The 25,289-nt window shown below is 72.3% G+C and carries 22 protein-coding genes, 2 tRNA genes and 1 pseudogene; 11 read left to right on the forward strand and 14 right to left on the reverse strand.

Going from position 1 to position 25,289, the window contains the following annotated elements; genetic code table 11:
- Positions 1-25 precede the first annotated feature (25 nt).
- The 5 genes from AB0D45_RS01290 (at position 26) to AB0D45_RS01310 (ending at position 4,072) form a co-directional block, all read left to right on the forward strand.
- Positions 26-322, forward strand: a complete 297-nt coding sequence (locus AB0D45_RS01290) for a hypothetical protein (RefSeq protein ID WP_361600595.1) — start codon at positions 26-28, stop codon at positions 320-322.
- A gap of 396 nt (positions 323-718) precedes the next feature.
- On the forward strand, positions 719-880 hold the full coding sequence (locus AB0D45_RS01295; RefSeq protein ID WP_164720920.1) for a hypothetical protein: 162 nt from the start codon (positions 719-721) through the stop codon (positions 878-880).
- 240 nt (positions 881-1,120) lie between these two features.
- Positions 1,121-2,107 carry an RNA polymerase sigma factor SigF gene (locus AB0D45_RS01300; RefSeq protein WP_362454771.1) on the forward strand — a complete coding sequence of 329 codons (987 nt, stop codon included), beginning with the start codon at positions 1,121-1,123 and terminating at the stop codon, positions 2,105-2,107.
- A 229-nt stretch (positions 2,108-2,336) separates the two neighbouring features.
- Positions 2,337-3,176 carry an RNA polymerase sigma factor SigF gene (locus AB0D45_RS01305; protein WP_361600602.1) on the forward strand — a complete coding sequence of 280 codons (840 nt, stop codon included), beginning with the start codon at positions 2,337-2,339 and terminating at the stop codon, positions 3,174-3,176.
- 50 nt (positions 3,177-3,226) lie between these two features.
- Entirely contained in the window at positions 3,227-4,072 is an 846-nt protein-coding gene (locus tag AB0D45_RS01310) for a hypothetical protein (protein ID WP_362454772.1), read from the forward strand.
- 31 nt (positions 4,073-4,103) lie between these two features.
- Here AB0D45_RS01310 and AB0D45_RS01315 read toward each other — a convergent pair whose 3' ends face one another.
- Positions 4,104-4,331 carry a hypothetical protein gene (locus AB0D45_RS01315; RefSeq protein WP_362454773.1) on the reverse strand — a complete coding sequence of 76 codons (228 nt, stop codon included), beginning with the start codon at positions 4,329-4,331 and terminating at the stop codon, positions 4,104-4,106.
- A 119-nt stretch (positions 4,332-4,450) separates the two neighbouring features.
- On the opposite strand from AB0D45_RS01315, the gene AB0D45_RS01320 reads away from it, so the two are divergent.
- Complete coding sequence (locus tag AB0D45_RS01320; RefSeq protein WP_362454774.1) at positions 4,451-4,882, forward strand: MarR family winged helix-turn-helix transcriptional regulator; 432 nt, start codon at positions 4,451-4,453, stop codon at positions 4,880-4,882.
- A gap of 13 nt (positions 4,883-4,895) precedes the next feature.
- Entirely contained in the window at positions 4,896-6,593 is a 1,698-nt protein-coding gene (locus AB0D45_RS01325; protein ID WP_362454775.1) for an MDR family MFS transporter, read from the forward strand.
- 65 nt (positions 6,594-6,658) lie between these two features.
- On the opposite strand, the gene AB0D45_RS01330 is transcribed toward AB0D45_RS01325, so the two are convergent.
- The 9 genes from AB0D45_RS01330 to AB0D45_RS01370 form a co-directional block, all read right to left on the reverse strand.
- The gene (locus AB0D45_RS01330; RefSeq protein ID WP_362454776.1) at positions 6,659-7,306 is read right to left on the reverse strand and encodes a TetR/AcrR family transcriptional regulator C-terminal domain-containing protein; all 648 of its coding nucleotides are present in this window, start codon (positions 7,304-7,306) and stop codon (positions 6,659-6,661) included.
- A 101-nt stretch (positions 7,307-7,407) separates the two neighbouring features.
- Entirely contained in the window at positions 7,408-9,681 is a 2,274-nt protein-coding gene (locus AB0D45_RS01335) for a glycosyltransferase family 39 protein (RefSeq protein ID WP_362454777.1), read from the reverse strand.
- Complete coding sequence (locus tag AB0D45_RS01340) at positions 9,678-10,946, reverse strand: bifunctional glycosyltransferase family 2/GtrA family protein (protein WP_362454778.1); 1,269 nt, start codon at positions 10,944-10,946, stop codon at positions 9,678-9,680. Before AB0D45_RS01340 ends, AB0D45_RS01335 begins: the two co-directional genes overlap by 4 nt.
- 25 nt (positions 10,947-10,971) lie before the next feature.
- On the reverse strand, positions 10,972-12,537 hold the full coding sequence (locus tag AB0D45_RS01345) for a HAMP domain-containing sensor histidine kinase (RefSeq protein WP_362454779.1): 1,566 nt from the start codon (positions 12,535-12,537) through the stop codon (positions 10,972-10,974).
- Positions 12,538-12,647: 110 nt separating this feature from the next.
- A complete protein-coding gene (locus AB0D45_RS01350; RefSeq protein WP_361600623.1) occupies positions 12,648-13,415 on the reverse strand; it encodes a response regulator transcription factor in 768 nt (255 codons plus the stop codon).
- A gap of 70 nt (positions 13,416-13,485) precedes the next feature.
- The gene (locus tag AB0D45_RS01355) at positions 13,486-14,367 is read right to left on the reverse strand and encodes an amidohydrolase family protein (RefSeq protein WP_362454780.1); all 882 of its coding nucleotides are present in this window, start codon (positions 14,365-14,367) and stop codon (positions 13,486-13,488) included.
- Positions 14,351-14,689 carry an antibiotic biosynthesis monooxygenase gene (locus AB0D45_RS01360; RefSeq protein ID WP_362454781.1) on the reverse strand — a complete coding sequence of 113 codons (339 nt, stop codon included), beginning with the start codon at positions 14,687-14,689 and terminating at the stop codon, positions 14,351-14,353. The genes AB0D45_RS01355 and AB0D45_RS01360 overlap by 17 nt, the downstream gene beginning before the upstream one ends.
- 110 nt (positions 14,690-14,799) lie before the next feature.
- Positions 14,800-15,693, reverse strand: a complete 894-nt coding sequence (locus AB0D45_RS01365) for a DUF2797 domain-containing protein (RefSeq protein ID WP_362454782.1) — start codon at positions 15,691-15,693, stop codon at positions 14,800-14,802.
- A complete protein-coding gene (locus AB0D45_RS01370) occupies positions 15,690-16,124 on the reverse strand; it encodes an Lrp/AsnC family transcriptional regulator (protein ID WP_361600635.1) in 435 nt (144 codons plus the stop codon). The genes AB0D45_RS01365 and AB0D45_RS01370 overlap by 4 nt, the downstream gene beginning before the upstream one ends.
- A gap of 134 nt (positions 16,125-16,258) precedes the next feature.
- On the opposite strand from AB0D45_RS01370, the gene AB0D45_RS01375 reads away from it, so the two are divergent.
- Positions 16,259-17,182: an SMP-30/gluconolactonase/LRE family protein gene (locus AB0D45_RS01375; protein ID WP_362454783.1), complete on the forward strand. Its 924-nt coding sequence runs from the start codon at positions 16,259-16,261 to the stop codon at positions 17,180-17,182.
- Positions 17,183-17,221: 39 nt separating this feature from the next.
- Here AB0D45_RS01375 and AB0D45_RS01380 read toward each other — a convergent pair whose 3' ends face one another.
- Positions 17,222-17,587, reverse strand: a complete 366-nt coding sequence (locus AB0D45_RS01380; protein ID WP_362454784.1) for a PH domain-containing protein — start codon at positions 17,585-17,587, stop codon at positions 17,222-17,224.
- A 1,011-nt stretch (positions 17,588-18,598) separates the two neighbouring features.
- The gene (locus AB0D45_RS01385; RefSeq protein WP_362454785.1) at positions 18,599-19,450 is read right to left on the reverse strand and encodes a hypothetical protein; all 852 of its coding nucleotides are present in this window, start codon (positions 19,448-19,450) and stop codon (positions 18,599-18,601) included.
- 379 nt (positions 19,451-19,829) lie between these two features.
- Here AB0D45_RS01385 and AB0D45_RS01390 point away from each other — a divergent pair.
- Positions 19,830-20,824: pseudogene (locus AB0D45_RS01390) on the forward strand (site-specific integrase); the annotation flags it as partial.
- 78 nt (positions 20,825-20,902) lie between these two features.
- On the opposite strand, the gene AB0D45_RS01395 reads toward AB0D45_RS01390, so the two are convergent.
- Positions 20,903-20,975, reverse strand: a tRNA-Arg gene (locus AB0D45_RS01395).
- Between the two features lie 249 nt (positions 20,976-21,224).
- A tRNA-Ser gene (locus AB0D45_RS01400) sits at positions 21,225-21,315 on the reverse strand.
- Positions 21,316-21,492: 177 nt separating this feature from the next.
- Here AB0D45_RS01400 and AB0D45_RS01405 point away from each other — a divergent pair.
- Positions 21,493-21,915: an SSI family serine proteinase inhibitor gene (locus tag AB0D45_RS01405; protein ID WP_362454786.1), complete on the forward strand. Its 423-nt coding sequence runs from the start codon at positions 21,493-21,495 to the stop codon at positions 21,913-21,915.
- 119 nt (positions 21,916-22,034) lie between these two features.
- Positions 22,035-25,283, forward strand: a complete 3,249-nt coding sequence (locus AB0D45_RS01410; protein ID WP_362454787.1) for a PAS domain-containing protein — start codon at positions 22,035-22,037, stop codon at positions 25,281-25,283.
- The last annotated feature ends 6 nt before the right edge of the window (positions 25,284-25,289 follow it).

The raw sequence follows: 25,289 nt of genomic DNA on the forward strand, positions 1-25,289 counted from the left end.
CCGCCCGCTCGGCCGTTGTCACGGCATGACCAAGACCCAGCGCATGCTCGCCGCCTTCGCCCTCGCGGGGGCCGCCGCGGGCCTCGCCGCACCCGCCGCCACCGCCGCGCCCGTGGGAGTGGCCCCCCTCGCCCTTCCCGACCTGCCCACCGCCGCTCCGGGGATGCCGGCCGGCTCCCAGCCCGCCTCGGTCCAGGAGATCGGCGCGAAGGTCAGCGAGGGGGCCAACCAGCTGAACCAGCTGATGACCCTGCCCGACCAGCTCGCGCCGGTGATCGCGCCCGTCGAGCCGGTCCTGAGCCTGGCCGGCGCCATCCAGTAGGCGCCCGCCCCGCCGCCGCGGCCGACACCGCCCCCCGTCCCGGACCACGCGAAGAAGGCCTCGGCCGGAGCCGGGGCCTTCGACGACGGGGACGGGGGAAGTGGCATCGGGGGGACAAAGCCACTTCCCCCGGTGAGGACGGACCTGCCGCCCGAGCCGCGGTCAGGGGGATACCCGCGGCTCGGGCCCCGCAGTGAGGCCCTGTCCCTCACCCACCGGCTTCCTGCCAGAACCGGTGGGCTCGTGCTCCATCCTGCGCCTCCCGCAACCGCACACCCAGCGGCAAAGGGCCCCAACCAGCGGGTCATTGGTCCCTAAAGGGCGGGTGAGCGTCCAAACCCGACCGGTTAGACTCACCCGACTTTGCAGCACCGGTTGGGGAGGCCGACACCGTTCATGGACACCAAGAAGCTCATCACGGGCGTCCTCACCGTGTTCGTCCTCTTCGTGATCATCACCCAGCCCAAGCGGGCGGCCGAGATGGTGGGAATAGGCTTCCAAGGCATATCGGACGCCGCCTCCGGTATCGGCGAGTTCATCACCGAACTGGTGAACTGAACGCGTACGCTGAAGCGATTTCCGGACTTCCAGGTCCCCCACTCCGACGAGTGGGGGGCCTTTCTCGTTCACCGCAGTGACTTCGGGTGAATAACTACCCCTGAATGCCCAACTTGCCCTCAACACGGCTATATACGGTGCTTGCACATAGTGCACATCTCTTGTGATGCTATGACCGCTTTTGACCGATGAGTTGATCGAAGGGGTGGCGTGACCGTGCCGGCCAGTACTGCGCCTCAGGTGCCTCCCCAGCAAGAGCTCCGCCCGCACGAGCCGCGCCCCGAGGCCCGCCTGGAAGGCCGTCCCGAAGACCGCCTCGAAGCCCGCCCCGAGGCCCGTACCGAAGCCCGTACCGAAGCCCGTCCCGAAGGCGGCCCCGAGGCGCGCGCGCAGGAGCCGGGCCAGGGGGCGCAGGAGGGTTCCCAGGAGCCGCCGGCCACGCCGGTTCCGCCGAGGCCCCAGGGCCGGGGAGCCGACACCCGGGCCCTGACCCAGGTGCTCTTCGGGCAGCTGAAGGACCTGGAACCGGGCACCAGCGAGCACCACCGCGTGCGGGGGGCCCTGATCGAGGCCAACCTCCCGCTCGTCCGGTACGCGGCCGCCCGCTTCCGCAGCCGCAACGAGCCGATGGAGGACGTGGTCCAGGTCGGCACGATCGGCCTGATCAACGCGATCGACCGGTTCGACCCCGAGCGCGGGGTCCAGTTCCCCACCTTCGCGATGCCGACGGTCGTGGGCGAGATCAAACGATACTTTCGCGACAACGTCCGCACCGTCCACGTCCCGCGCCGCCTCCACGAGCTGTGGGTGCAGGTCAACGCCGCCACCGAGGACCTCACCACCCTCCACGGCCGCACCCCCACCACCGCCGAGATCGCCGAGCGGCTGCGGATCGGCGAGGACGAGGTGCTGTCCTGCATCGAGGCCGGCCGCAGCTACCACGCCACCTCCCTGGAGGCCGCCCAGGAGGGCGACGGCATGCCCGGCCTGCTCGACCGGCTCGGCTACGAGGACCCCGAGCTGGCCGGCGTCGAGCACCGTGACCTCGTACGCCACCTGCTGGTCCAGCTGCCGGAGCGGGAGCAGCGGATCCTCCTGCTGCGGTACTACAACAACCTGACGCAGTCGCAGATCAGCGCGGAGCTGGGCGTCTCCCAGATGCACGTGTCCCGGCTGCTCGCGCGGAGCTTCGCCCGTCTGCGATCCGCAAACAGGATCGAGGCTTAACCGGATCGGGTGGAGCCCTTCCCGGGTTTCCCTACAGAATCGGCTCATTCCGCTCGGTCGGCTGTCTGTCGCTGGAGATACTTGTCGACATGGCGCTACAGCGTGTTGCCGACATGTGACATTCTGCTGGAACCGCGTTTGCCGCAGCCCCGCCTCCGGTATTCAGGTGGAGGCTGCGTTCCTCCGACGGACGCAGAGACGCGACCGTCCGCGACCTCAAGGGGGTGGCATGTCCGCAGAACAGGGCAGCTCCAAGGTGCTCACGCTCGACACGCGTGAGCTGCCGGCAGTGTCCGACCGCTCGGAAGCCATCGACACCCGCACCCTCTCCCGCTCCCTCTTCCAGCGACTTGCCGCCCTGGACGCGGACAGCCCCGAACGGACGTACGTACGAGACACCCTGATCGAGCTGAACCTGCCGCTGGTGCGCTACGCGGCGGCCCGGTTCCGCAGCCGCAACGAGCCGATGGAGGACATCGTCCAGGTCGGCACCATCGGCCTGATCAAGGCGATCGACCGGTTCGACTGCGAACGCGGAGTGGAGTTCCCGACGTTCGCGATGCCGACCGTCGTGGGCGAGATCAAACGATTCTTTCGGGACACCTCCTGGTCCGTCCGCGTCCCGCGCCGGCTCCAGGAGCTGCGCCTCGCGCTGACCAAGGCCAGTGACGAGCTCGCCCAGAAGCTGGACCGGTCCCCGACCGTGCCGGAGCTGGCGGCCGTGCTCGGCGTCACCGAGGAGGAGGTCGTCGACGGCCTCGCCGTCGGCAACGCCTACACCGCCTCCTCGCTCGACTCGCCCTCTCCGGAGGACGAGGGCGGCGAGGGCTCGCTCGCGGACCGGCTCGGCTACGAGGACAGCGCGCTCGAGGGCGTCGAGTACCGCGAGTCGCTCAAGCCGCTGCTGGCCAAACTCCCTCCCCGGGAGCGGCAGATCATCATGCTGCGGTTCTTCGCGAACATGACCCAGTCGCAGATCGGCGAGGAGGTCGGCATCTCCCAGATGCACGTCTCCCGGCTGCTCACCCGCACGCTCGCCCAGCTGCGCACGGGCCTGATCGGGGACTGACGCAGGAGCGCGGGGTTCACATATGACATCGCGTCAGGAACACTGGCGCGATGCGAACGGGATCCCGCGCCGCCCTCGCCCTCGCCCTGTGCTGCACGGCCGCCGCCCTCACCGGCTGCGGGCCCGGCCGGGACGGCTATGCCGCCGTGGGCGCCGCCGCCGCGGGCCCCGAGCGGGGCGCGGGGGAGAACGTGCCGCCCCGCGGACGGGTGGAGTTCCAGCCGCTCGCGCCCGATGGCTCGGCCGCCTCCGCGAGTGCCCCTTCTTCTACGTCGCCCGGCGCGCCCGGGTCCCCGTCCCCCGGCGGCTCCGCCCAGGGCGGAGGGACGGCCGCCGCCCCCGGCGGCTCCGTACCCGCGCCCGGCACCCCGCCGGACCCGGGCACCCCGGCCGCCCCCGGCGGCACCGGGGGCACCGGGGGCGCGGGCGGCACGGGCTCCACCGCCCCGGGCTCTCAGCCCCCGCCCGGCACTCCGGTCCCACCGGCCACTCCAGCCCCACCGACCCCGCCAGGCACCCCCGGCACTCCGGTCCCGCCGGCCCCTCCTGCCCCGAAGCCGAGCACCACGCCGCCCGCCCCGCCGGCCACCCCGGCGCGGCTCACGCTCAGCGCCCCGGCCCGCGCGGCGGCGCCCGACCGCTGGTGCGAGCGGGTCACGGTGACCTTCACCAACACCGGGACCACCGCCGCCCGTTCGGGGACGGTCAGCTTCGCGACGCACGTCATCGGCGCCCTCGGCATCGACTGGGCCACGATCACCACGACCCAGCCCCTGCCCGCCCCCCTCGCGGGCGGCACCTCGAAGACGCAGACCTACACGGTCTGCGTCGAGGCGTGGCGGGTCCCGCTGGGCATGCACGTGGAGACCCGGCAGGTCACCGCCGCCTGGAGCTGAGCCCGCGGACCCCGCGGGAACCGCCGCGCCGTCAGCGGAGGGCCACCCACAGGGACGCGGCGATCACGAGCACCAGGGCGATGACCACGGCCGCCGTCGCGCCGCCCTTCGCACCGGACTCCTTCGCGCGCCGCCGGGCACCCGGGACGGACGGGGCCCGGGCCGGCTCGCCCTCCTCCACGAACGCGCGGAACATCTGGGTGCTGCCGGCGGGGTCGTGCGCGCCCTCGGATCCGGGTGGGGTGTGGTTCGCAGACATGGCTCAGGACCCTAGCGGGTTTTCCGATTCCTTTACCGCCTCACCCCCGGGATTCATTTGCCTGTAGCAACCATGCGGTTCTATGGTTGCCCTAAGCAACAAGATGGGGGCGGTTCCCGGTGACAACGCAGACGGCCCGGCACACCCGGTACGAGGAGCTGGCCCGCCAACTCACCGGCGTAGGAGCGGTGAAACGCGACCTGGCCCGGATGCTGCCCCCGCACTGTCCGCCCGGCTCCGCCGCCGTCCTCACCGTCCTCGACCGGCACGGCGAGATGCGGCTCAGCCGGCTCACCGAGTTCATGGCCGTCGACATCTCCGTCAGCAGCCGGCACGTCGCCCACGTGGCGCAGCGCGGCTGGATCGAGCGGGAGACCGACCCCGGCGACGGCCGCTGCCGGATCCTGCGCCTGACCGAAGCGGGGCGCGCCATGCTCGCCGAGCTCGGCGCCCGCTACACGGACGCGCTGGAGAAGGCCCTGGCCGACTGGTCGGCCGAGGACATCGACGTACTGAACACCCTGCTGGCCCGACTCCGATCGAGCTTCTAGGCAAAGGAAACACATGGCTACGACCACACCCCCCGGTGTGCGGGGAGGCGGCCGGCCGGAGACCACGTCCGACGGCGCACCCATGACCCACCCGCAGATCATGAAGGCGCTGTCCGGGCTCATGCTCGGCATGTTCGTGGCGATCCTGTCCTCCACGATCGTCTCCAACGCCCTGCCCCAGATCATCAGCGACCTCGGCGGCACGCAGTCCTCCTACACCTGGGTCGTCACCGCGGCCCTGCTGTCGATGACGGCCGCGACCCCCCTCTGGGGCAAGCTGTCCGACCTCTTCAGCAAGAAGCTGCTCGTCCAGATATCCCTGGTGATCTACGTCCTCGGCTCCGTGGTCGCGGGCCTGTCGCAGAACACCGGGATGCTGATCGCCTGCCGCGTGGTCCAGGGCATCGGCGTCGGCGGCCTCTCCGCCCTCGCCCAGATCGTGATGGCCGCGATGATCTCCCCGCGCGAACGCGGCCGCTACAGCGGCTACCTCGGCGCGGTCTTCGCCGTCGCCACCGTCGGCGGCCCGCTGCTCGGCGGCGTCATCACCGACACCGAATGGCTGGGCTGGCGCTGGTGCTTCTACGTCGGCGTGCCGTTCGCGGTCATCGCGCTGGTCGTGCTGCAGAAGACCCTGCGGCTCCCGGTGGTCCGCCGCGACGTCAAGGTCGACTGGCTGGGCGCCTTCCTGATCAGCGGGGCCGTCTCGCTGCTGCTGATCTGGGTCACCCAGGCCGGGGACTCGTACGACTGGATCTCCTGGACCACCCTGGCCATGACCGGCGGCGCCGTGGTGCTCGGCCTGCTCTTCGTCCTCGTCGAGTCCCGCGCGAGCAACCCGATCATCCCGCTGCGGCTGTTCCGCAACAAGACCATCAGCCTGGCCTCCGCGGCCTCGCTCTTCGTCGGCATCGCGATGTTCTCCGGCACGGTCTTCTTCAGCCAGTACTTCCAGCTGGCCCGGGGCGAGTCCCCCACCATGTCCGGCGTCCTGACCATCCCGATGATCGGCGGCCTGTTCGTCTCCTCCACGGTCTCCGGCCAGGTCATCACCAAGACCGGCAAGTGGAAGGCCTGGCTGGTCTCCGGCGGCGTGCTGCTGACCGCCGGGCTCGGCCTGCTGGGCACCCTGCGCTACGACACCCCGTACTGGCACATCGCGGTCTACATGGCGCTGACCGGCCTCGGCCTCGGCATGATGATGCAGAACCTGGTCCTCGCCACCCAGAACCAGGTGGCCCCCGAGGACCTCGGCGCCGCCAGCTCCGTCGTCACCTTCTTCCGCTCCCTCGGCGGCGCCATGGGCGTCTCCGCGCTGGGTGCGGTGATGGCCAACCGGGTCACCCACTACGTCCAGGAGGGGCTGGCCGCTCTCGGCCCGAAGGCCGCGGCCCTGGGGCACGGCGGCACCGCCGGGGGCGGGATCCCCGACCTCGACAAGCTGCCCGCGCCGTTCCGGACCGTCATCGAGTCCGCGTACGGGCACGGCGTCGGCGACGTCTTCCTGTACGCCGCCCCGGCCGCGCTGCTCGGGCTGGTGCTGGTGCTGTTCATCAAGGAGGTCGCGCTGAAGTCGAAGCCGGCCCTGCACACCCCGGCCGCCGAGGGCGGTACGGAGAACGGCCCGGAGGGGGCGCAGACCCCCGCCGCGGCCGCCGGGACGGCGGGCACGGCCGGGCCGGCCGCCTCCGCGGCGCGGGGCGACGGCTGACCGAGGCCGTACGCCGCCCGGCGAAGGACGGGACACGGGCGGCCCGGGCCGGACCCCCATGGGGTTCAGGCCCGGGCCGCCGGCGTATGGGCGGCCTTGGCCTCGATGCCGGCGATCAGGACGTCGAGGGCGAGGGCGAACTCCGCCTCGGGCGCCCGCCGGACCCTGCCCCCGCAGCCGTTCAGGGCGCAGCCGGTCAGGAACTGGGATACCGCCAGATGAGCGCCGGCCCTGGCCGCGCCCGCCAGCCCCGTGACCTCCAGCAGCCGGTGCAGGGCGTCGTCGAAGGCCCGTGCGTGCGGGCCGATGTTGGGATAGGCCACGCTCAGCGGCGCCACCCACGGATGCTGCGCCAGCAGCCGGCGGTAGCCGCCGGCGAGGGTGCGCAGCCGGGCCGGCCAGCCCTCGCGCGGGGGCGGGCCGGCCGGCAGCCGCTGCTGTCCCAGGGCGCTGTCCAGGGCCAGTTCGAGCAGGTCGTGCTTGGTGTCCACGTACCAATACAGGGACATCGCGGTGACTCCGAGATCGGCGGCCAGCCGGCGCATCGAGAACCGGCCGAGGCCGTCGGCGTCCAGCAGCCGGACGGTGGCGGCGGTGATCCGGTCCCGGTCCAGGCCCGAGGGTGCCTCGCTGCGGCGTCTGGTGGGGGCGGCCGGCCTGGCGGCCAGCCACACACTGGTCCTGGCCTTGCCCGGATCAGCCTCGGTCACCATGGAGGCGCCCTCCTCACCACAAGGGGTTCAGCCCGGAATGCCCGGTCCGCCCTCTTGATGCTAGGGGGTGTCCGGCGGATCAGGGGCGGATCGGGGGCGGATCAGGACGGGACCGCCGACGGGGCCGTCAGGTCGTAGAAGGTGGCCCCGCCGAGGGTGACGGCCTTGAAGTTCGCCCTGACCCAGCTGTCGATGGCCGTACCCGCCGCGCCGCCGGGACCTCCCGTGCCCGCGGGCCGGTTCATGCCCGTGGCCGCCTCGCCGCTGCCGCCGCCGAGGCCGCTCTGGGCGATGAACCAGTGGATCCTCCCCGCCTTCACGTACCCCTTGAACTGCTCCAGCGTGGGCGAGGGGTCGCTGCCGTTGAAGCCGCCGACGGGCATCACGGGCGCACCGGAGGCCAGCTGGTAACTCGCCGCGTTCTGGGAGCCGATGGCGGCCGCCGCCCAGGTGTAGCGGGCGGCGCCGGTGCTGAGCGCGGTCTTCGCCGCGGCGTCGACCCGGGTGCCGCCCAGCAGCCCGCCAGGGCCGCCGGTACCCCTCTGGCCGTCGCGCCCGCCCTGGCCGCCCTCGCCGCTCGGGGCGGCCGGTCCGTTCGCGCCGCCCGCCTGGCCGTTCGGCCGCGCCGGGCGGGAGCCGCCCATCGGGCCTCCGCCGAGGGGGCCACCGCCCTGCGGCGGGCCTCCTGCCGGGCCGCCGCCCTGGCCGGCGCCCGGGAACCCGCCCGGGCCGCCCTGGAGCTGCTCGCCGGCGGGGCCGAAGCGCATCCCTCCCGGGCCGCCCCGGCCGCCCGCCACCGCCGGCCCGGCCGTGGGGATGGACCCGGTGTGTCCGGTGCCGACGGTGGTCAGGCAGTACGCGAACGGCCCCGCCAGAGCCGCCCCCAGCCCCAGCGCCGCCGTGGCGAGCAGCACCCGGCGCCCGAAGCGGACCGCGAACGGCATCAGGACGGCGGCGAGCAGCCCGGCCGCCACGACCGCCCAGCGCAGCCACGGCAGATAGCCGGAGGAGCGGCCGAGGAGGACGTACGACCAGACGGCGGTCAGGGCCAGGGTGCCGGACAGGGTCAGGGCGGCGGCCCTGCTGCCCCGCTCCTCCCAGAGCACGGCCGTGCCCATGCCGACCAGCGCGGCCGCGAAGGGCGCCAGCGCGACGGTGTAGTACTCGTGGAAGATGCCCTGCATGTAGCTGAAGACGAGCGCGGTGATCAGCAGGGAGCCGCCCCAGGCGAGGAAGGCCGCGCGGGCCTTGCCCTCCAGGGAGTCGGTCGTCCTGCGGGCCCGCCAGGTGACCACCAGCCCCGCGACGAGCAGCACCAGCGCGGCCGGGAGCAGCCAGGAGATCTGGCCGCCGACACCGCCCGAGAAGAGCCGGTCGATGCCGGTCTCCCCCCAGCCCCCGCCGCCCCGGGGCCCCGGGCCGCCCCCGGGCATCCCGTACGCCCCGGCCCCGCTCCCGCCGGCCGCGGCCCGGACGCCGCCGACGCTGCCCGTCTCGTTGCCGTTCAGCCGGCCGAGCCCGTTGTAGCCGAAGGTGAGCTCCAGGAAGGAGTTGTGCTGCGAGCCGCCGATGTACGGGCGGGAGGCGGCGGGCCACAGCTCCACCACGGCCACCCACCAGCCGCCGGCCGCCACCGCCGCCAGCCCGGCGAGCAGCAGCTGCCCGAGCCGGCGACGCAGCCGGGTCGGCGCGCAGACGGCGTACAGCAGGGCGAGCGGCGGCAGGATGACGAAGGCCTGCAGGGTCTTGGTGAGGAAGCCCGCGCCGATCGCCGCGCCGGCCGCCACCAGCCACCCCGTCCGCGCCCCGTCCAGAGCGCGGAGCACGCAGTACACGGTGGCGGTCAGCAGCAGCGTCAGCAGCGCGTCGGGGTTGTTGAAGCGGAACATCAGCGCGGTGACGGGCGTGAGCGCGAAGGCCGCTCCGCTCAGCAGCGCGGCACCGGGCCCGAACTGGCGGCGCACGGCGGCGTACAGCACGGCGGTGGTCCCGACGCCCATCAGTGCCTGGGGGACGAGGATCTGCCAGGAGCCGAGCCCGAACAGCCGGACGGACAGCGCCATCGGCCACAGCGCGGCCGGGGGCTTGTCGACGGTGATCGAGTTCCCGGCGTCGGAGGAGCCGAAGAAGAAGGCCTTCCAGCTCTGGGAGCCCGCCTGCACGGCGGCGGAGTAGAAGGAGTTGGCGTAGCCGGAGGCCCCGAGGTTCCACAGCAGGAGCAGGGCGGTGGCGAGCAGCAGCGCCGCGTACGCGGGCCGCTCCCAGCGGGGGCGTACGGCCGTGGCGCGGCGCTCGGCCGGGGCGGCCGGGGTCCGGGCCGGGTGGGCGGCCGGCCCGGGGAAGGGGGAGCCGGAGGCCGGCAGGGCGGTGGTCATCGGTGGGCGTCCTCCACGGGAGTGGTGCGCCGCTCGGGGAAGACCCAGGAGCGGAAGAGCAGGAACCGCAGCACGGTGGCGGCGAGGTTGGCCGTGATCAGGACGGCCAGCTCGGTGCTGTGCGCGGGATCGGCGGCGGCCGCGCCGAGGGCGGCGAGCGAACCGCTGGTCAGGGCCAGTCCGATGGCGAAGACCACGAGCCCCTGGGCTTGGTGGCGGACGGCGCGGTCCCGGCCCCGGACGCCGAAGGTGAGCCGCCGGTTGGCGGCGGTGTTGGCGACGGCCGAGACCAGCAGGGCGCCGGCGTTGGCGAGCTGCGGCCCGGCGGCCGGCCGGACGAGGGAGTACAGGGCGAGGTAGCCGAGGGTGGACAGCACGCCGACGGCGCAGAAGCCGAGGAGCTGGCGGGTCAGCCCGCGCGGTACGCCCGGCAGCGCGGTGCGGTCGCGCGGGTCGTCCCCGAAGGGGCGGGCGAGCCGGTCGAGCGGGAGCGCTCCGACCGCGAGTGCCCGCCCCACCCGCCAGACGCCCTTCAGGTCCTCGGCGGCGGTCCTCACGATGTGGACCGTGGAGTCGGGATCGTCCACCCAGTCCACCGGCACCTCGTGGATCCGCAGCCCGGCCCGCTCGGCCAGCACCAGCATCTCGGTGTCGAAGAACCAGCCGGTGTCCTCCACCAGCGGCAGCAGCCGCTGCGCCACCTCCCGGCGGATGGCCTTGAACCCGCACTGGGCGTCGCTGAAGCGGGCGGAGAGGGAGGAGCGCAGCAGCAGGTTGTAGGCGCGGGAGACGAACTCCCGTTTGGCGCCCCGTACCACCCGGGAGGAGGGGGCCAGCCGGGTGCCGATGGCGAGGTCGGAATGGCCGGAGATCAGCGGGGCGACCAGCGGCAGCAGCGCGTTCAGGTCGGTGGAGAGGTCCACGTCCATGTACGCGAGGACGGGCGCCTCCGACCGCGACCAGACGGTGCGCAGCGCGCGGCCGCGGCCCTTCTCCTCCAGCCGGAAGCTGCGTACTCCCTCGACCGCCGCGGCGAGTCCGGCGGCGACCTCGGGGGTCCGGTCGGTACTGGCGTTGTCGGCGATGGTGATGCGGAAGGCGTACGGGAAGGTGCGGGTGAGGTGGGCGTGGAGGCGGCGCACACAGGGGCCGAGGTCCTTCTCCTCGTTGAAGACCGGGATCACCACGTCGAGTACGGGCTCGCCGGGCGCGGACGCGAGGGGCGCCCGGGCCGGAAGGGCGCCGGGAGAGGTGTCGGTTGGCATGCACCGACCCTCGCCGGGTGCCCTGTCACCTCCGTGTGGTGAGCCTGTGCGCCGTCTGTGAGTACGGGCCGGGTTCGTGTCCGGCCAGGGGCAGCAGCACTTCGAAGCGGGTCCGGCCGGGTTCGCTGCGGACGTCGACCCGGCCGTCGTGGGCGCAGACCACGGCCTGGACGATGGCCAGGCCCAGCCCGGTGGAGCCCGCCGCGCGGGAGCGGGAGGCGTCTCCCCGGGCGAAGCGCTCGAAGACGTGCGGCAGCAGCTCGGGCGGGATGCCGGGGCCGTCGTCCTCGATCCGCAGCCGGACGGCGGATGTTTCACGTGAAACAGCGGCCGTCACGGTGGTGCCGGGCGGGGTGTGGGTGCGGGCGTTGGCGAGGAGGTTCACCAGGACCTGCTGGATCCGGGCCGGGTCGGCGCGGACGGGCGCGGGTCCGTCGGGGAGTGCCAGGCGCCAGTGGTGGCCGGGGCCCGCGGCGCGGGCGTCGCCGAGCGCGTCGATGACGAGCGGCGCCAGGTCGGTGTCCTCGAAGGACAGCGGGCGGCCGGCGTCCAGCCTGGCCAGCAGCAGCAGGTCCTCGACCAGTCCGGTCATCCGGGTGGCCTCGGACTCGATCCGCCCCAGGGCGTGCCGGGTGTCGGGGCCGGTCACTTCCCGCCCCCGGCGGGTGAGTTCGGCGTAACCGCGGATGGAGGCCAGCGGGGTGCGCAGTTCGTGGGAGGCGTCGGCGACGAACTGCCGGACCTGCGTCTCGCTCCGCTGGCGGGCCGTGAGCGCGGAGGACACGTGGCCCAGCAGCCGGTTCAGGGCGGCGCCGACCTGGCCCACCTCGGTGCGGGGGTCTGCCTCGGCGTCCGGCACCCGTTCGTGCAGGGCGGGTTCGCCGCTGTGCAGGGGGAGTTCGGAGACGCGGGTGGCGGTCGCGGCGACCCGGCACAAGGGGCGCAGGGCGACCCCGACCAAGGCCTGCCCGGCGAGGGAGGCGGCGATCAGTCCGGCCAGGGTGACGCAGACCTCGACGGCGATCAGGGTGCTCACGGTGGAGTCGACCCCCTGGAGCGGGAAGCCGAGCACGAGCAGGTCCCGGCCGCCGTCGGGACCTGCCAGCACCCGGTAGGGGCCGAGCCCCGGCAGGTCCACGTCCACCGGGCCGCCTCGGCTGCCGGCCGTCTTGCGGGCGATTTCCGCCAGGGCGGCGGTCTGGGCTTCGGTGAGGGATTCGCGGTGGTCGAAACTCTGGCCGCCCACGGGAACGATCCGGGCGGCCCCGAGCACCTTCCGGGCCGGATCGAGGCGGATCCCGACGGCGCCCATCGGGGAGCCGGGGGCGAACACGAAGCCGAGTCCGGCATCGCGGGCGGCCTTCGCGGAGCCGGGGCCCCGCGTGGCCATCTCGACGGAGGCGGTCAGCTGCTTGTCGAGTTCCCCGACCAGGCGGGAACGCATGGCGAGGGTGGTGACGGTACCGATGGACGTGCCCACGACGGCGATCAGCACCACCGCCGAGACGACGAGCCGCGTCCGCAGCGACCAGGGACGCCGGCGCGCTGGAGCGGTCCGGCGCAGGCGGGACGGAACAGGCGGACGACGCACGCGGAACGGGCCGCCCGGACGATGCCCACCGGACGGGCCGGCCGGACGACGCGCACCGGACGGGCCGGCCGGACGACGCGGGCGGAGAGGAGCGGGCAGGCGCAGGGCCACTACTCGGCCGGCTTGATGAGGTAGCCGGCGCCGCGCCGGGTGTGGATCATCGGCGGCAGTCCCGTGCCGCCCTCCAGCTTCCGCCGCAGGTAGGAGATGTAGAGCTCCACCACGTTGGCCTGGCCGCCGAAGTCGTAGGACCACACCCGGTCCAGGATCTGCGCCTTGCTCAGCACCCGGCGCGGATTGCGCATCAGGTAGCGCAGCAGCTCGAATTCCGTGGCGGTCAGGTGGACCTCCTGGCCGCCGCGGACCACCTCGTGGCTGTCCTCGTCGAGGCACAGGTCCCCGACGGTCAGGACCGAGCCGCCCCGCGCGACCTGCGCCGCGCCGGAGCGGCGGACCAGCCCGCGCAGCCGGGCCACGACCTCCTCCAGGCTGAACGGCTTGGTGACGTAGTCGTCGCCGCCCGCCGTGAGGCCCGCGATGCGGTCCTCCACGGAGTCCTTGGCGGTCAGGAACAGCACCGGTACCTGCGGGATCTCCCGGCGCAGCCGTCCCAGGACGGCCAGTCCGTCCATGTCGGGGAGCATGATGTCGAGGACCACCACGTCCGGCCGGAACTCCCGTGCGGCCCGTACGGCTCCCGCACCGTCGCCGGCGCTGCGGACCTCGCAGCCCTCGTAGCTCAGGGCCATGGACAGCAGTTCGGAGAGCGAGGCCTCGTCGTCGACGACGAGGACCCGGCAGGGTCCGCCGTCGGGCCGCAGCATGGCCGTCGGGGCGCCGGTGGACGTGGACGCGTGTGAGGTGGTCGTCGCGGTCATACCGCTCACGCTGGCCGCCGCCTCTGAGAGCGTTCTTGCGCCTGCCTGTGAATCTCCTGAGAAAGGGCGCTCAGGGGTTGAGGCCGAACAGGCGGGCGCCGTTGTCGTGGCAGACCGCCCGCAGCCAGTCGTCGCCGAGGCCGAGCCGCTCCAGGGCCTCCAGCTGGTGCTCGTACGGGTAGGGGATGTTCGGGAAGTCGGTGCCCAGCAGGATGCGGTCCCCGAGGTCGGCGAGGCGTCCGAGGTTCTCGGGAGGGAAGGCGCTGAGCCGCTCGGAGAAGTCGGTGAAGGCCATGGTCGTGTCCAGGCGCACCTCCGGGTACCGGTCGGCCAGGCCGAGGAAGTCCGAGTACTCGGGCATCCCCATGTGCGCGATGATCAACGGGAGCCGGGGGTGGCGGGCCAGCAGCCGGGCGATCGGCTCGGGCCCGGTGTACGTGCCCGGGGCGGGCCCCGAACCGCAGTGGATCACGGTCGGGATCCCGGTCTCGGCCAGCAGCCCCCACACCGGTGTGAGCCGGGCGTCGTTCGGGTCGTAGTCGCCGACCTGGAGGTGCGCCTTGAAGACCCGGGCCCCGTCGTCCACGGCCTGTGCGGTGTACGCCGCCGCGTCCTCCTCCGGGAAGAAGGTCGCGGTGTGCAGGCAGTCGGGGGTGCGGGCGGCGAAGTCGGCGGCCCACGCGTTGAGCCAGGCGGCCATCGCCGGCTTGTGCGGGTAGAGCATCGAGGTGAAGGCGCGGACCCCGAACTTCCGGAGGAGCGCGACCCGCTGCTCCTCCTCGTGCCGGTAGGTGATGGGCCACTCGACGCCGGTCAGCGGACCGACCGCGTCGAAGTAGTCCCAGACCTTGTCCAGTACCCGCTCCGGCATGAAGTGCGTGTGGACGTCGACCAGTCCGGGCAGGCCGAGCCGCTCCCGGAAGGCGCGGACCGCCTCAGCCGTTGCGGACAAAGCCGTGGCTCCGCTCGACGGTCGCGACGTGCAGGGTGTAGCTCTCGTACCAGTGGGCGCGGCCCTCTCGCATGGCGGCCTGGTGCTCCAGGTCCTCCCGCCATGCGCGCAGGGAGTCGTGGTCGCGGAAGTAGGCGACGGTGATGCCGAGGCCGCCGGGGGTGCGCGCGTACTCGTAGCCGAGGAAGCCGGGATTCTCCCGGACGAGCTCGTTCATCCGGGTGCTGGTCTCCGGATAGCCGCTCTCGTCAGCGGTGCGGACATTGCTGAATGCGGCCATGACATACGGCGGTTCGAACGCCGGAACGGGCTGAATGCTCATGCCCACACCCTCGGCGGAAGGCCCTCGGCATGTCCATCGGAATCGGCCCCCGCAGGCCAAAGGGATCCAAGTTTTGACCTTGGTCCCCTCCGGCGCCTCGGAACCCGGGGTCAGAACAGTCCGCCCTGCTCGGCCTCAGGCGGTGCGGCCGCGATCCCGGTGAGCGGTACGTCGGTGAGCGCGCCGACGGGGGCGGCGGCCAGCTCCCATCCGGCCAGCAGCCGGGTGTCCACCACGAGCCCGTCCGCGAAGTGCAGATCCGGGCCGGCGACCCCCGCGAGCCGCCCCACGACGCTCCCGCCGGGCGTCATCTCCCTGATCACGCGGGCCGGAGCCGGCAGCCCGGCCAGCGCGAACGGTCCGGCATGGTCGGTGATCCCGCACCCCACCCGTTCCAGCGACTCCGGCCACCCGGGCAGCCCGGTGGCCCGCGCGTACAGCTCGGCGACCTCCCGGGCCCGCTCGGACTCCGGCGGCAGCCCGGCCCGTACGGCGCGCTTGCGGGCGTACGCGATCCGGTCGGGCACCCCGAGGGCGGCCCGCAGCAGCTCCTCGGTCCGGCGGGCAGCCATCAGCGGCCCGCGCCCCAGCCAGGTCCAGGTCACCGCCCCCTGCTCCAGCAGCCGGACCGGACCGCGCTCCTCGGCCGTGATGCCGACCTTCACCATCCCGGGCCCGAACCACGCCAGGTACACGCGGTACGTTCGCGGATCGGCGGCGTTGGTGTCGGCGGCCACCGAGAAGGACCGGTCCAGCCGGGCGCACTCGGGGCACTGGGCGCTGCCCGCGCGACCCGGCACCGACCGGGCCATGGGGCACGGAGTCCGCCTCCCGGCCCGCCGTACTCCCAGGCAGTGCCGCTCACCGCGGGCGGTGAAGGCGAGCGGCTGCCCGGGAGCGAGCGGGCTCTCCCGCTCCCCGCGCCCCCCGCACCACCCGATGGCAGGGCCTGCGCCGCTCCACCGGATCCCGGTGCACCACCAGCTCGCGGCGGGCGCGGTCACAGGGGGAGCGGCCGCTCGAAGAAGGTGTCCAGGACCACGGTGGCCTGCGTCCCGCTGACCCCGTCGATGGCGTAGAGCCGCCGCAGGACGTCCTGCAACTGCCCGGTGGTGGCCGTGCGCACCTTGACCAGGACCGAGGCACTGCCCGCGATGATATGCGCCTCCTGGATCTCGGGGATGGCGGCGAAGGCCTCCGCCGACTCGCCCATCCACGCGTTGGAGTCGACCATCACGTAGGCCAGCACCCCGCTGCCGACGGCGGCCGGGTCGACGTCGACGGTGGTCCGCCGGATCACCCCCCGCTCGCGCAGTTTGCGCACGCGCTCGTGGGTCGCCCCGGCGGAGAGCCCCACGGCCGCGCCGAGGGCGGCGTAGGACTGGCCCGCGTCCTGCTGGAGGCGCAGGACGAGCGCCCGGTCGATGTCGTCCACGCCGTCTTCCTCCCCTGGGCCGTCGGGCCCCCGGTGCGCCATGAGCCCCCTGGCTCTTGCGAAGACGGTACCTGATCCTGCAATCTCACCATCGAACCGAACAAAATTCGGAGCGATACCGATACGGGGGAATTATGTCTGGCATAGCTGACCTCACCTTGTACGAGATCCTGGACGAACGCTTCCGGACCGGCCGATGCGCCAACGGTGACGCACGCCTGGACCGCCTCTATGACGACTGCCGGTGGGCCGAAGGTCCGCTGTACCTGCCGGCCTGGCGCCAGCTCGTGTGGAGCGACATCCCCAACGACCGGATGCTGCGCTGGGACGAGGCGACCGGGGCGGTCTCCGTCTTCCGCACCCCTGCCGGCCACCCCAACGGCAACACCCTCGACCGCGAGGGCCGCCTGATCACCTGCGAGCAGGGCAACCGGCGGGTCACCCGCACCGAGCCCGACGGCAGCCTCACCGTCATCGCCGACCGCTACGACGGCAAGCGGCTCAACAGCCCCAACGACGCGGTGGTCCGCTCGGACGGCTCGATCTGGTTCTCCGACCCCGACTTCGGGATCACCAGCGACTACGAGGGCCGGCGGGCGCCGAGCGAGATCGGCGCCTGCAACCTCTACCGGGCCGACCCCGCCACCGGCGAGGTCCGCCTCGTCGCCGACGGCTTCCTCGGCCCGAACGGCCTGGTCTTCTCCCCGGACGAGAGCGAGCTGTACGCGGCCGACACCCGCGCCGGCCACATCCGCGCCTTCACGGTCGGCGACGACGGCACCCTCGGCGGCGACCGCGTCTTCACGGACTGCCCCTCGGTGGACAACATCCGCTTCGACGACGAGGGCCGGCTCTGGGCGGCCGCGATGACGTCGGGCGTGCACTGCTACGCGGCGGACGGAGACCTCATCGGCCGCCTGCGCGTCCCGGAACCCGTATCGAACATCGCCTTCGGCGGACCGAAGAACAACCGCCTCTTCATCACCGCCACCACCTCGCTGTACTCGCTGGTGCTCTCGGTGACCGGCCTCCCGCGCGTCCTGCCCGGCCGCCCCTGAGGCTGCGCCCGTAGGCCCGTAGGCCCGTACCGCCCGCCGCTAGCGCGCGACGAACTGCGTCAGGATCGCCTGCAGCTCGTAGATGTCGACCCCCTTGGTGAAGGTCTTCTCGATCGGCGCCGGGCTGCCGGATATCCATATCTTGAGCTCGGCGTCGAGATCGAAGTGCCCGGCCGTCTCCACCGAGAAGTGCGTGATGCTCCGGTACGGGACGGAGTGGTACTCCACCTTCTTGCCCGTCAGCCCCTGCTTGTCGACGAAGACCAGCCGCCGGTCGGTGAACAGGATCGTGTCGCGCACCAGCAGGTACGCGGCGTGGACCTGCTCCCCGTGCCCCAGCAGCCGCGCGTAGTCCCGCTGCGCCGACGCCGGATCGGTGGTGTGCGCGTTCCCGAACAGTCCCATGAGAGCCCCCCAACAAGGTCGAACGATCTTCGAAAACCCTAGCCGGGCACCCTCGTGGTCCACGTCCCCCTCAGGAGCCATCCCGCCCCTGACATCTCCCGGGGGATCCCTCCCCCTTGAGTACACCCGGGTTGAGTACACCCGGGGCACAACGAAAGAGGCCCTCAGGATTTCTCCTGAGGGCCTCTCGGCTGTGCACTCGGCAGGATTCGAACCTGCAACCTTCTGATCCGTAGCTCTAGCCAGATCGGTCAGCGGCGGCCATTCTGGCCACTTCAGGGCCTCACTGGGGTGGTATCGGTCAGGTGCGGTTGCTGCGGTTGCGGTATGCGGCTGCTGTACCGCAACCCACAAGGGCCACCGCCAACGACACTGCGTTCACATAGGCGCTGAGAACTTCTGCGGCAGCCGGCCACAAGACCAGCATGATGACGATCACCGTGACTAACCCGCTAAGGCGCCCGGGATTTGACTCCTGGCCACACAGGGTCAGACTCGACATGGAACCTCCCATGGTTCTGGCCCACCCCCTCCCGTCACGGTTGCAGCCCAGGCAGTCGGGGGGTGGGCAACCGAGCTCTCATGATGAGCCCTTCGGCCCCGCGAGCAATCCGCCATCGCCCGCGAACCATCGGGACGATTTGCGATCGCATCACACAACCTGACAACACTCTCGCCGAGCGCAACTACCACCTTTCACCCGGATAACTGCCTGGTTAGGCGGCAATTTCACACGTCAGGGCGCCACAATCCCTGAGACAACTATCCAACACACATATCACTTTGCAACGAATCATTGTATAGTTCGCGGCTCCGTTGATAGCGGCCGCGCATCGCGACACCAGGCATCAATGTGACTGAGATCACAAATTAATGCACGGAGCTGGCATCCCGCCGTGCGTCGCCCGCACGAACTTTGAGCATGCCGGGAGTTCCTAGCGGATGGAGTCGGATCTGCTGCAACTCCCCGGGCCCCGACTCGCGCCGGGGCCCGGCTACGTCAGGCGGCATCTATCCCAGCGCGGCTGCCGCCTGAGTCAGAGTGGCGATGACCATCCCGCCTAGGGCTGTGCCGGCTGCCGAGGACAGAGCGTCAATGAGGCTCGTTGCGACAGACCGCATGCGGCCCGACTGCGGAGCTTCGCTGCTCGCTTCTGCTTCGAGCTCCCGGCTTAGACGGGTGACTAGCGCTGCTTGATCAGCGTCCAGATGCAGACCAGGAAGGCTCTCCCGAGCCAGGCTCGCTGCATGGACTTGTTGAGTGAGGACGGCAGGGTCGATCCCGGAAGTGTTGGTTTGGGTGACCTCGCCGTGAGTGCCGATAGCGACGTTCTGGGAGCCGGCCACGCTCACGTGGAACGTTGGGCCAAGGCTGGGCTGCGGGTTGAGGAATTCGGTCATGCTCTTCCCGCTTTCGACGAAGTCCACGCCCAGGGTCGTGAGGCGAAGGCGGATTGGTGCACCGCCCCAGGCGAACGCCCCGTCGATCAACCCGCGTTCGCGAAGGTAGCCCAGTGCACGAATGATCTCGTCCGCTGAGAAGGGTTGCCCAAGGTAGTAAGAGTGGGCTGATTGCAGGAAGCCACTCTCAATGGCTGCCTGGCCGTCCGCAGGGTTGTGACCGTAGAGCCACTGGGCGAGGTTCCTACGTAGGGCTGCCGCTCTCGCTGGGAGATCAGTTCGCTGCTGTCTGACTTCGTCGACTAGCCGGATACCAGCACTTGTGATGGTCAGGTCTCCAGCGAACGAGGACCGTTTCAAGAGGCCTTGCTCGACCAAGATCGAAGCGAAGCCACTGATGCTGTCGTCATGGCTGGCGGGGAGGACCGATGAATGTACATCGCGTCCCGACTCGTCGTACACGTACTCAAGTAGGGCTATCTCGCCCAGTGGCATATGCACGGCAATCGACGTTACTCCTTGATCGTCGTTTTTGAGTCAGAGATGGCGCAATTCGATAGCGCTGCCCCAGCCACCCCCTTCCCCAACTCCCACACCCTCCACGGGGCCGGCACCCGCCAGCGGCGCCCCCGCATCCCGGAGCCGGAGGCCCCCGCCGGAGGCATGTCGGTGAGTGATGGCACCGCGGGCCCGTAGGGGACTGCCTCATGCCCTTGGGCCTATCCCGCCTTGCAGGGGCGGGCGTCGGCGCAGCGGGGGCGGAGCGGGCCCAAGGCAGGAGCGTCGCCCCGAGCCGAGCCGGGAAGCCCGCCCGGCGGAGCGGAGCGCAGCCGGGTGCTTGATCGTCAAGCCCAACCTGGCCCCGCTCTCGTACGTCTCGTACGAGGGGTACGTCCGGCTCTACATCGCCCCGCACCTGGGCTCGAAGCGGCTGGACAAGCTGACCGTCCGCGATGTCCGGAAGTGGCTGACCAAGCTGGCGGCGATCTGCCAGTGCTGCGCCCAAGGCAAGGATGCGATGCACGCCCCCGAGAGCCGGCGGTGCTGTGCCATCGGTGAGTGCTGCGAGGCGTACCCGTCTCGGCGGGTGATACAGGGATCTCGGGATGCCCTGCGGGCCGCCCTTACACACGCCGTCGCCGAGGAAGAGATCGGCAAGAACGTCGCCTCCCTCGTGAAGGTGCCCAAGCCCCGCCGCAAGCGGATCAAGCCGTGGTCCGTGGCCGAGGCGGGCCGATTCCTGGCGGATGGGGTCGCCCGGAAGGACCACCTCTTCGCCGCGTGGGTACTCGTCCTCTGCCTTGGGCTACGTCGCGGGGAGGTGCTGGGGCTGACCTGGAAGTCGATCGACTTCGACGCCGGCGAGCTCTATGTGGACCACCAGATCCAGCGGGCCGGACGCCAGATCCTTCACCGGGAGACCAAGACGGAGGACTCGGACGACTTCCTGCCGCTGCCCTCCCTCTGCCTCAAGGCGCTGCGGATGCGACGTGCCCAGCAGGTCGGGGACCGTAAGGCTGCAGTGAGCTGTGGCAGGACAGCCGCGGCCTCGTGTTCACCACGAAGTACGGGACCCCGATCGAGCCGGGGAACCTCACTCGGATGTTCGGCCTGCGCGCTCGCCGGGCCGGCCTGCGGGTGATCCCGCTGCGGAACACCAGGCACACCTGCGCCGCGCTCCTGGTCGCGCTCAAGGTCCACCCGAAGGTGGCCCAGCGGATTCTCCGGCATTCGCAGATCGCCATGACGATGGAGGTCTACGCCGAAGCGAGCGAGGAAGCCGTACGCGACGCTCTCGGCAAGCTGTCCGAAGCCATGGGCAGCGGCACCGGCTGAGGCGGTTGCTGTACTTCGCTGCTGTACTCCCTGAACGCCGAAGGCCCCGGACTCTCGTCCGGGGCCTTCGACCTGCTGTGCACTCGGCAGGATTCGAACCTGCAACCTTCTGATCCGTAGTCAGATGCTCTATCCGTTAAGCTACGAGTGCTTGGGCTTCCCGGGGTTTTTCGCCCCGTTGGCCTTGCGAGAACAACAATACATGGACCTCGCCGGGACGCGAAATCCATTAGCCCCAAGCCCTCTGACCTGGGGAAACGCCCTGGAAGAAGATCGTCCGCAAGCATCCTCCGGGCGGCCCGGGGCCCGGCCGGTTACCCACCGGGGGCCATCCGAAACCCCTCCAAGGCCTGAACGCACCGAAGCCCCGGTCCATCAGGACCGGGGCTTCGGTGAGGTGCGGAGGCGGAGGGATTTGAACCCTCGATGGGGTGTAAGCCCCAAACCGCATTAGCAGTGCGGCGCCATAGACCGGACTAGGCGACGCCTCCAGCACACCCCCGCGTACGAAGGTGCGTGCAGATGATGACACAGGCGCGGGGCCGGTCACCAATCCGCTCCCAACGGTACAAGGAGCCGGGGCCGCAGAGCAAAGGCTTAAGCACGCAACGTCGGAGCGCGAAGGTCGTTGGTGAGGCGTACGACGTACGGACGACCTGGAGTGCCCCATGCTGCGTCTCGCCGCCTTCGCCGTCACCTCCGCCCTGGCCGCCGCGGCTGCCGGACCGCTGCCGCCCCTGCCCCTCGGCCGGCTGCTGTCCGCGCCCGACCGGCTCACCATCGAGATCTCCAAGAGCGGCAACCGCCTCGTCGACGGCACCCACCGGCTCGAATGCCACCCCGTCGGCGGCGACCACCCCCTCGCCGAGGAGGCCTGCGCCCGTCTCGACACGCTCGCCAAGCAGGGCAAGGACCCCTTCGCCCGCCCGGACGCCCAGAACTGCTCGTTCCAGTACGGCGGGTCGGCCGTCGCCCACGTCACCGGAACGTGGCGCGGCCAGAAGGTGGACACCACCTTCCAGCGCAGGAACGGATGCGACATCGCCCGGTGGAAGAACGTGGAACCTGTGCTTCCGGGGGAGCATTCCTGACCTGGGACGATGCGCCGGATGCGCGTTTTCCCCCGTCCATCCGCCACCCCGCGGCAGGACGGTGCCCTTAGACTCCTCCCGTGACATGCCGGTAGTCGTGGTCAGGGAGGAAGCTCGTCGTGAGCAGCAGGCCATCCCGAGGCGCTGCTCGCCTCGCAGCAATACTCGACGCGCTTCCGGACGCGCTGTTGCTCGTCAACGCCAACGGCACGGTCGTCAACGCCAATTCGATCGCCCTCGAGGTGATGGAGAGCCCGGGCACCGGGCTCGTCGGCCGCGGGGTGCTCGACCTCCTGCCGGAGTTCGACTCCAAGCAGATCCCCGGTTCGATGCGCCGCCCCGGCGACCGTGAAGAGGGCCGGTCCCGGCCGAAGCGGATGACCGCGCGCCGCACGGACGGCAGCGAGTTCCCCGTCGAGGTCACCAGCGCCCACCTCGACGGCCGGGACGCCTACCGCGAGCCCCAGCCCGCCTACACCGGCGACGAACTGCTGATGCTCGTCGTACGGGACCTCTCCGAGACCGTGGACACCGAGGCCGAGCTGGCCCGGTCCCAGCGGCAGACCGAGATGATCCTGCGCGCCGCCGCGGAGGGCGTCGTGGGCACGGACACCGAGGGCCGCGTCGTCCTCGTCAACCCGGCCGCCGCGCAGATCCTCGGGTACCGCGCCACCGACCTCGGCAACCGCGAGCTGCACGGGCTGATCCAGCACTCGCGGGCGGACGGTTCGCCGTTCCCCTTCGACGAGTCCCCGCTCGCCGACACCCTGCGCAGCGGGCGCAAGCACCGGGTCCGCGGCCAGGTGCTGTGGAACAAGGCCGGCCAGGCCGTCGCCGTGGACCTGACCACCTCGCCCGTACGGGACGGGGAGCTGCTCGTCGGCGCCGTGATGACCTTCACCGACCGCCGCCCCTACGACGCCCTCGCGGCGCGCCACGCCCAGTTGCTGGCCGTGCTCGGCGACTCCCTGCGCGGTCCGCTGGAGGAACTGCGCGGGGAGCTGGCCACGCTGGCCGCCGACGACGGGGGGCAGCTGTGGCCGGAGGCCAACCAGCTGCTGCACCACCTGGCCGCCGGGTACTCGCGCATGACCACCCTCGTGGACAACGTGCTCGAGTACCAGCGCCTGGACGCGGGCGGCGAGAAGCTCAAGAAGAAGAACGTCCTGATCAACACGGTCGTCGCGGCGGGTGTCGACGGCGCGGTCGAACTGATCGGCCCGGGCCGGGTGCAGTTCGCCGTCCACGCCCCGACGATCGAGGCCGAGGTGGACGCCGAGCGGATCGCGACCGCCCTCGCCCACCTGGTCGCGGACGTCGCCGGGGTGGACGCCACCGGCAAGACCGCCCAGGGCAGCGGGTACGGCGACTCCACGATCGTGGTGGCCGCCGCTCAGCGCGGCGATGTCGTACGGATCGAGGTGCGCGGCCCCTACGAGGGCGGCAACCCGGTGCACGAGCCGATCGTGCGGGGCATCGTCACCGCGCACGGCGGGGTCCTGCAGACGGTCGAGGTGCCGGGCGCCCCGGGCGGGGCGTACGTCCTGGAGCTGCCGCTGGGTACGGGAGCCGGGACGGTGACCCTCCCGGAGTCCGAGCAGCCGCCCGCGCCGGAGCCCGAGGCCGCCCCGGCGACGGTCTCCGGCGGCCGGCGGGGCCGACGCGGTGTGGACGCCTTCCTGGAGGACGAGGTGGCGGGGGCGAGGGCCGCCGCGGCCCGCGAGGGCGGGGGCGCGCTGGCGCTGCCGTCCGCGCGCCCCCGGACGGAGGGCAAAGCCCCGGCGCAGGCCGTCCCCTCCGGTCCGGCGGAGCTGGCCCAGTCCCCGGTGAACCCGGCGGGCCTGGGTACCGGGCGCCGGCGGGGCCGCGCCGGTGACGACGCCCCGCACGACCGGCCGGTGCCCCCGCAGGGCACCGCCATGCCCGCGCTGCCGCCCGTACCGACGGTGCCCCCGGTTCCGGTGACCGAGCACCCGGCGGGCCGCCGCCGGGCACTGGGGCCGGCCGGGGCCGCTGCCCAGCCCGCCGGCCCGGTGCCGGCGGCCGGGCTGGGGGCGCCCGCCGCGCCCCGGCCCATCGCCCCCGAGGGTGGGTTCGCCCTGCCCGCCGGGCCCCCTCAGGGTTCCGCTTCTGCCCCTGCTGCCGCCGAGTCCGACGCCGACGGGCCGGGCGGACGGCGTGGCCGCCGCGTGCTCGGCGCGCCCGCGGCCCCCGAGCCGCCGCAGCCGGCGGCCGCCGAGGAGCCCGTGCCTCCGACCGGGCGGCGGCGGGCGCTGCCCGCCACTCCGGCCTGGCCGGTTCCGGCGGCCCGGACCGCGCCCGAGGACGGAGAGGCCCCCGGGCAGCCGTCCGTGCCGGGTGCCCGCCGGCCCGGCGAGAACCCGCCGGGTGCGGCGCAGCCGATCAGCGTGCGCGCGTTGGGCACCCTGGGCCAGGGCATCTCCGTTGACGCGGGCGCCGCGGGCGCGGAGGGTTCCGGTTCCGGCCGGCGCCGCCGCCTCGCCGAACCCGCGCCGCAAGGGCGGGCCTTCGCCATAGGGGCCCCCGAGGCGGGCGCCGCCGAGGGCCCCGAGCCGCTGGACGGCCCCGGGGGAGCGGTCGAGGTGGTCAACCGGCCCGTGCCGCAGCCCGTGGACGACGAGCTGCCGCCCGAGCCGCTGGACAACCCGCGCCGGCTGCTGGTGTGGCCCGCGCCGGACGCGCAGACGCAGCAGGCGCTGAGCGACCGCGGCTACCGCCCGGTGATCGTGCACTCCCGCGAGGAGGTCGACGCGCAGATCGCGGCGTTCCCCGCCGCGCTGTTCGTCGACCCGCTGACCGGGCCGATCACCCGGACCGCCCTGCAGTCGCTGCGCCAGGCGGCGGCCGCCGCCGAGGTCCCCGTACTGGTGACGGCCGGACTGGGCCATGCCACGCGCGAGGCGGCGTACGGTGCCGACCCGGCCGTCCTGCTCAAGGCGCTCGCACCGCGCGACAGCGAGCAGCACCCGTCCCGCGTCCTGCTGATCGAGGAGCACGACGAGATCGCCACCGCCCTGACGGCCGCGCTGGAGCGGCGCGGGCTCCAGGTCGCCCGGGCGGGCGCGGACACCGACGCCGTGGAGCTGGCGACCCGGATGCGGCCCAACCTGGTGGTCATGGACCTGATGCAGGTCCGTCGCCGGCGGGCCGGGATCGTGGACTGGCTGCGTGCGAACGGGATGCTGAACCGCACTCCGCTGGTCGTCTACACGACCGCCGGGATCGGTCCGGCCGACCTGCCGCGGCTGGGCTCGGGCGAGAGCGTGCTGTTCCTCGCCGAGCGGGCCACCACGGCCGATGTACAGGGCCGCATCGTGGACCTGCTGGCCAAGATCGGCACCAACTAGCCATCC

This window comes from Streptomyces sp. NPDC048352, assembly GCF_040651895.1.
In the GTDB taxonomy this organism is placed as follows: Bacteria; Actinomycetota; Actinomycetes; order Streptomycetales; family Streptomycetaceae; genus Streptomyces.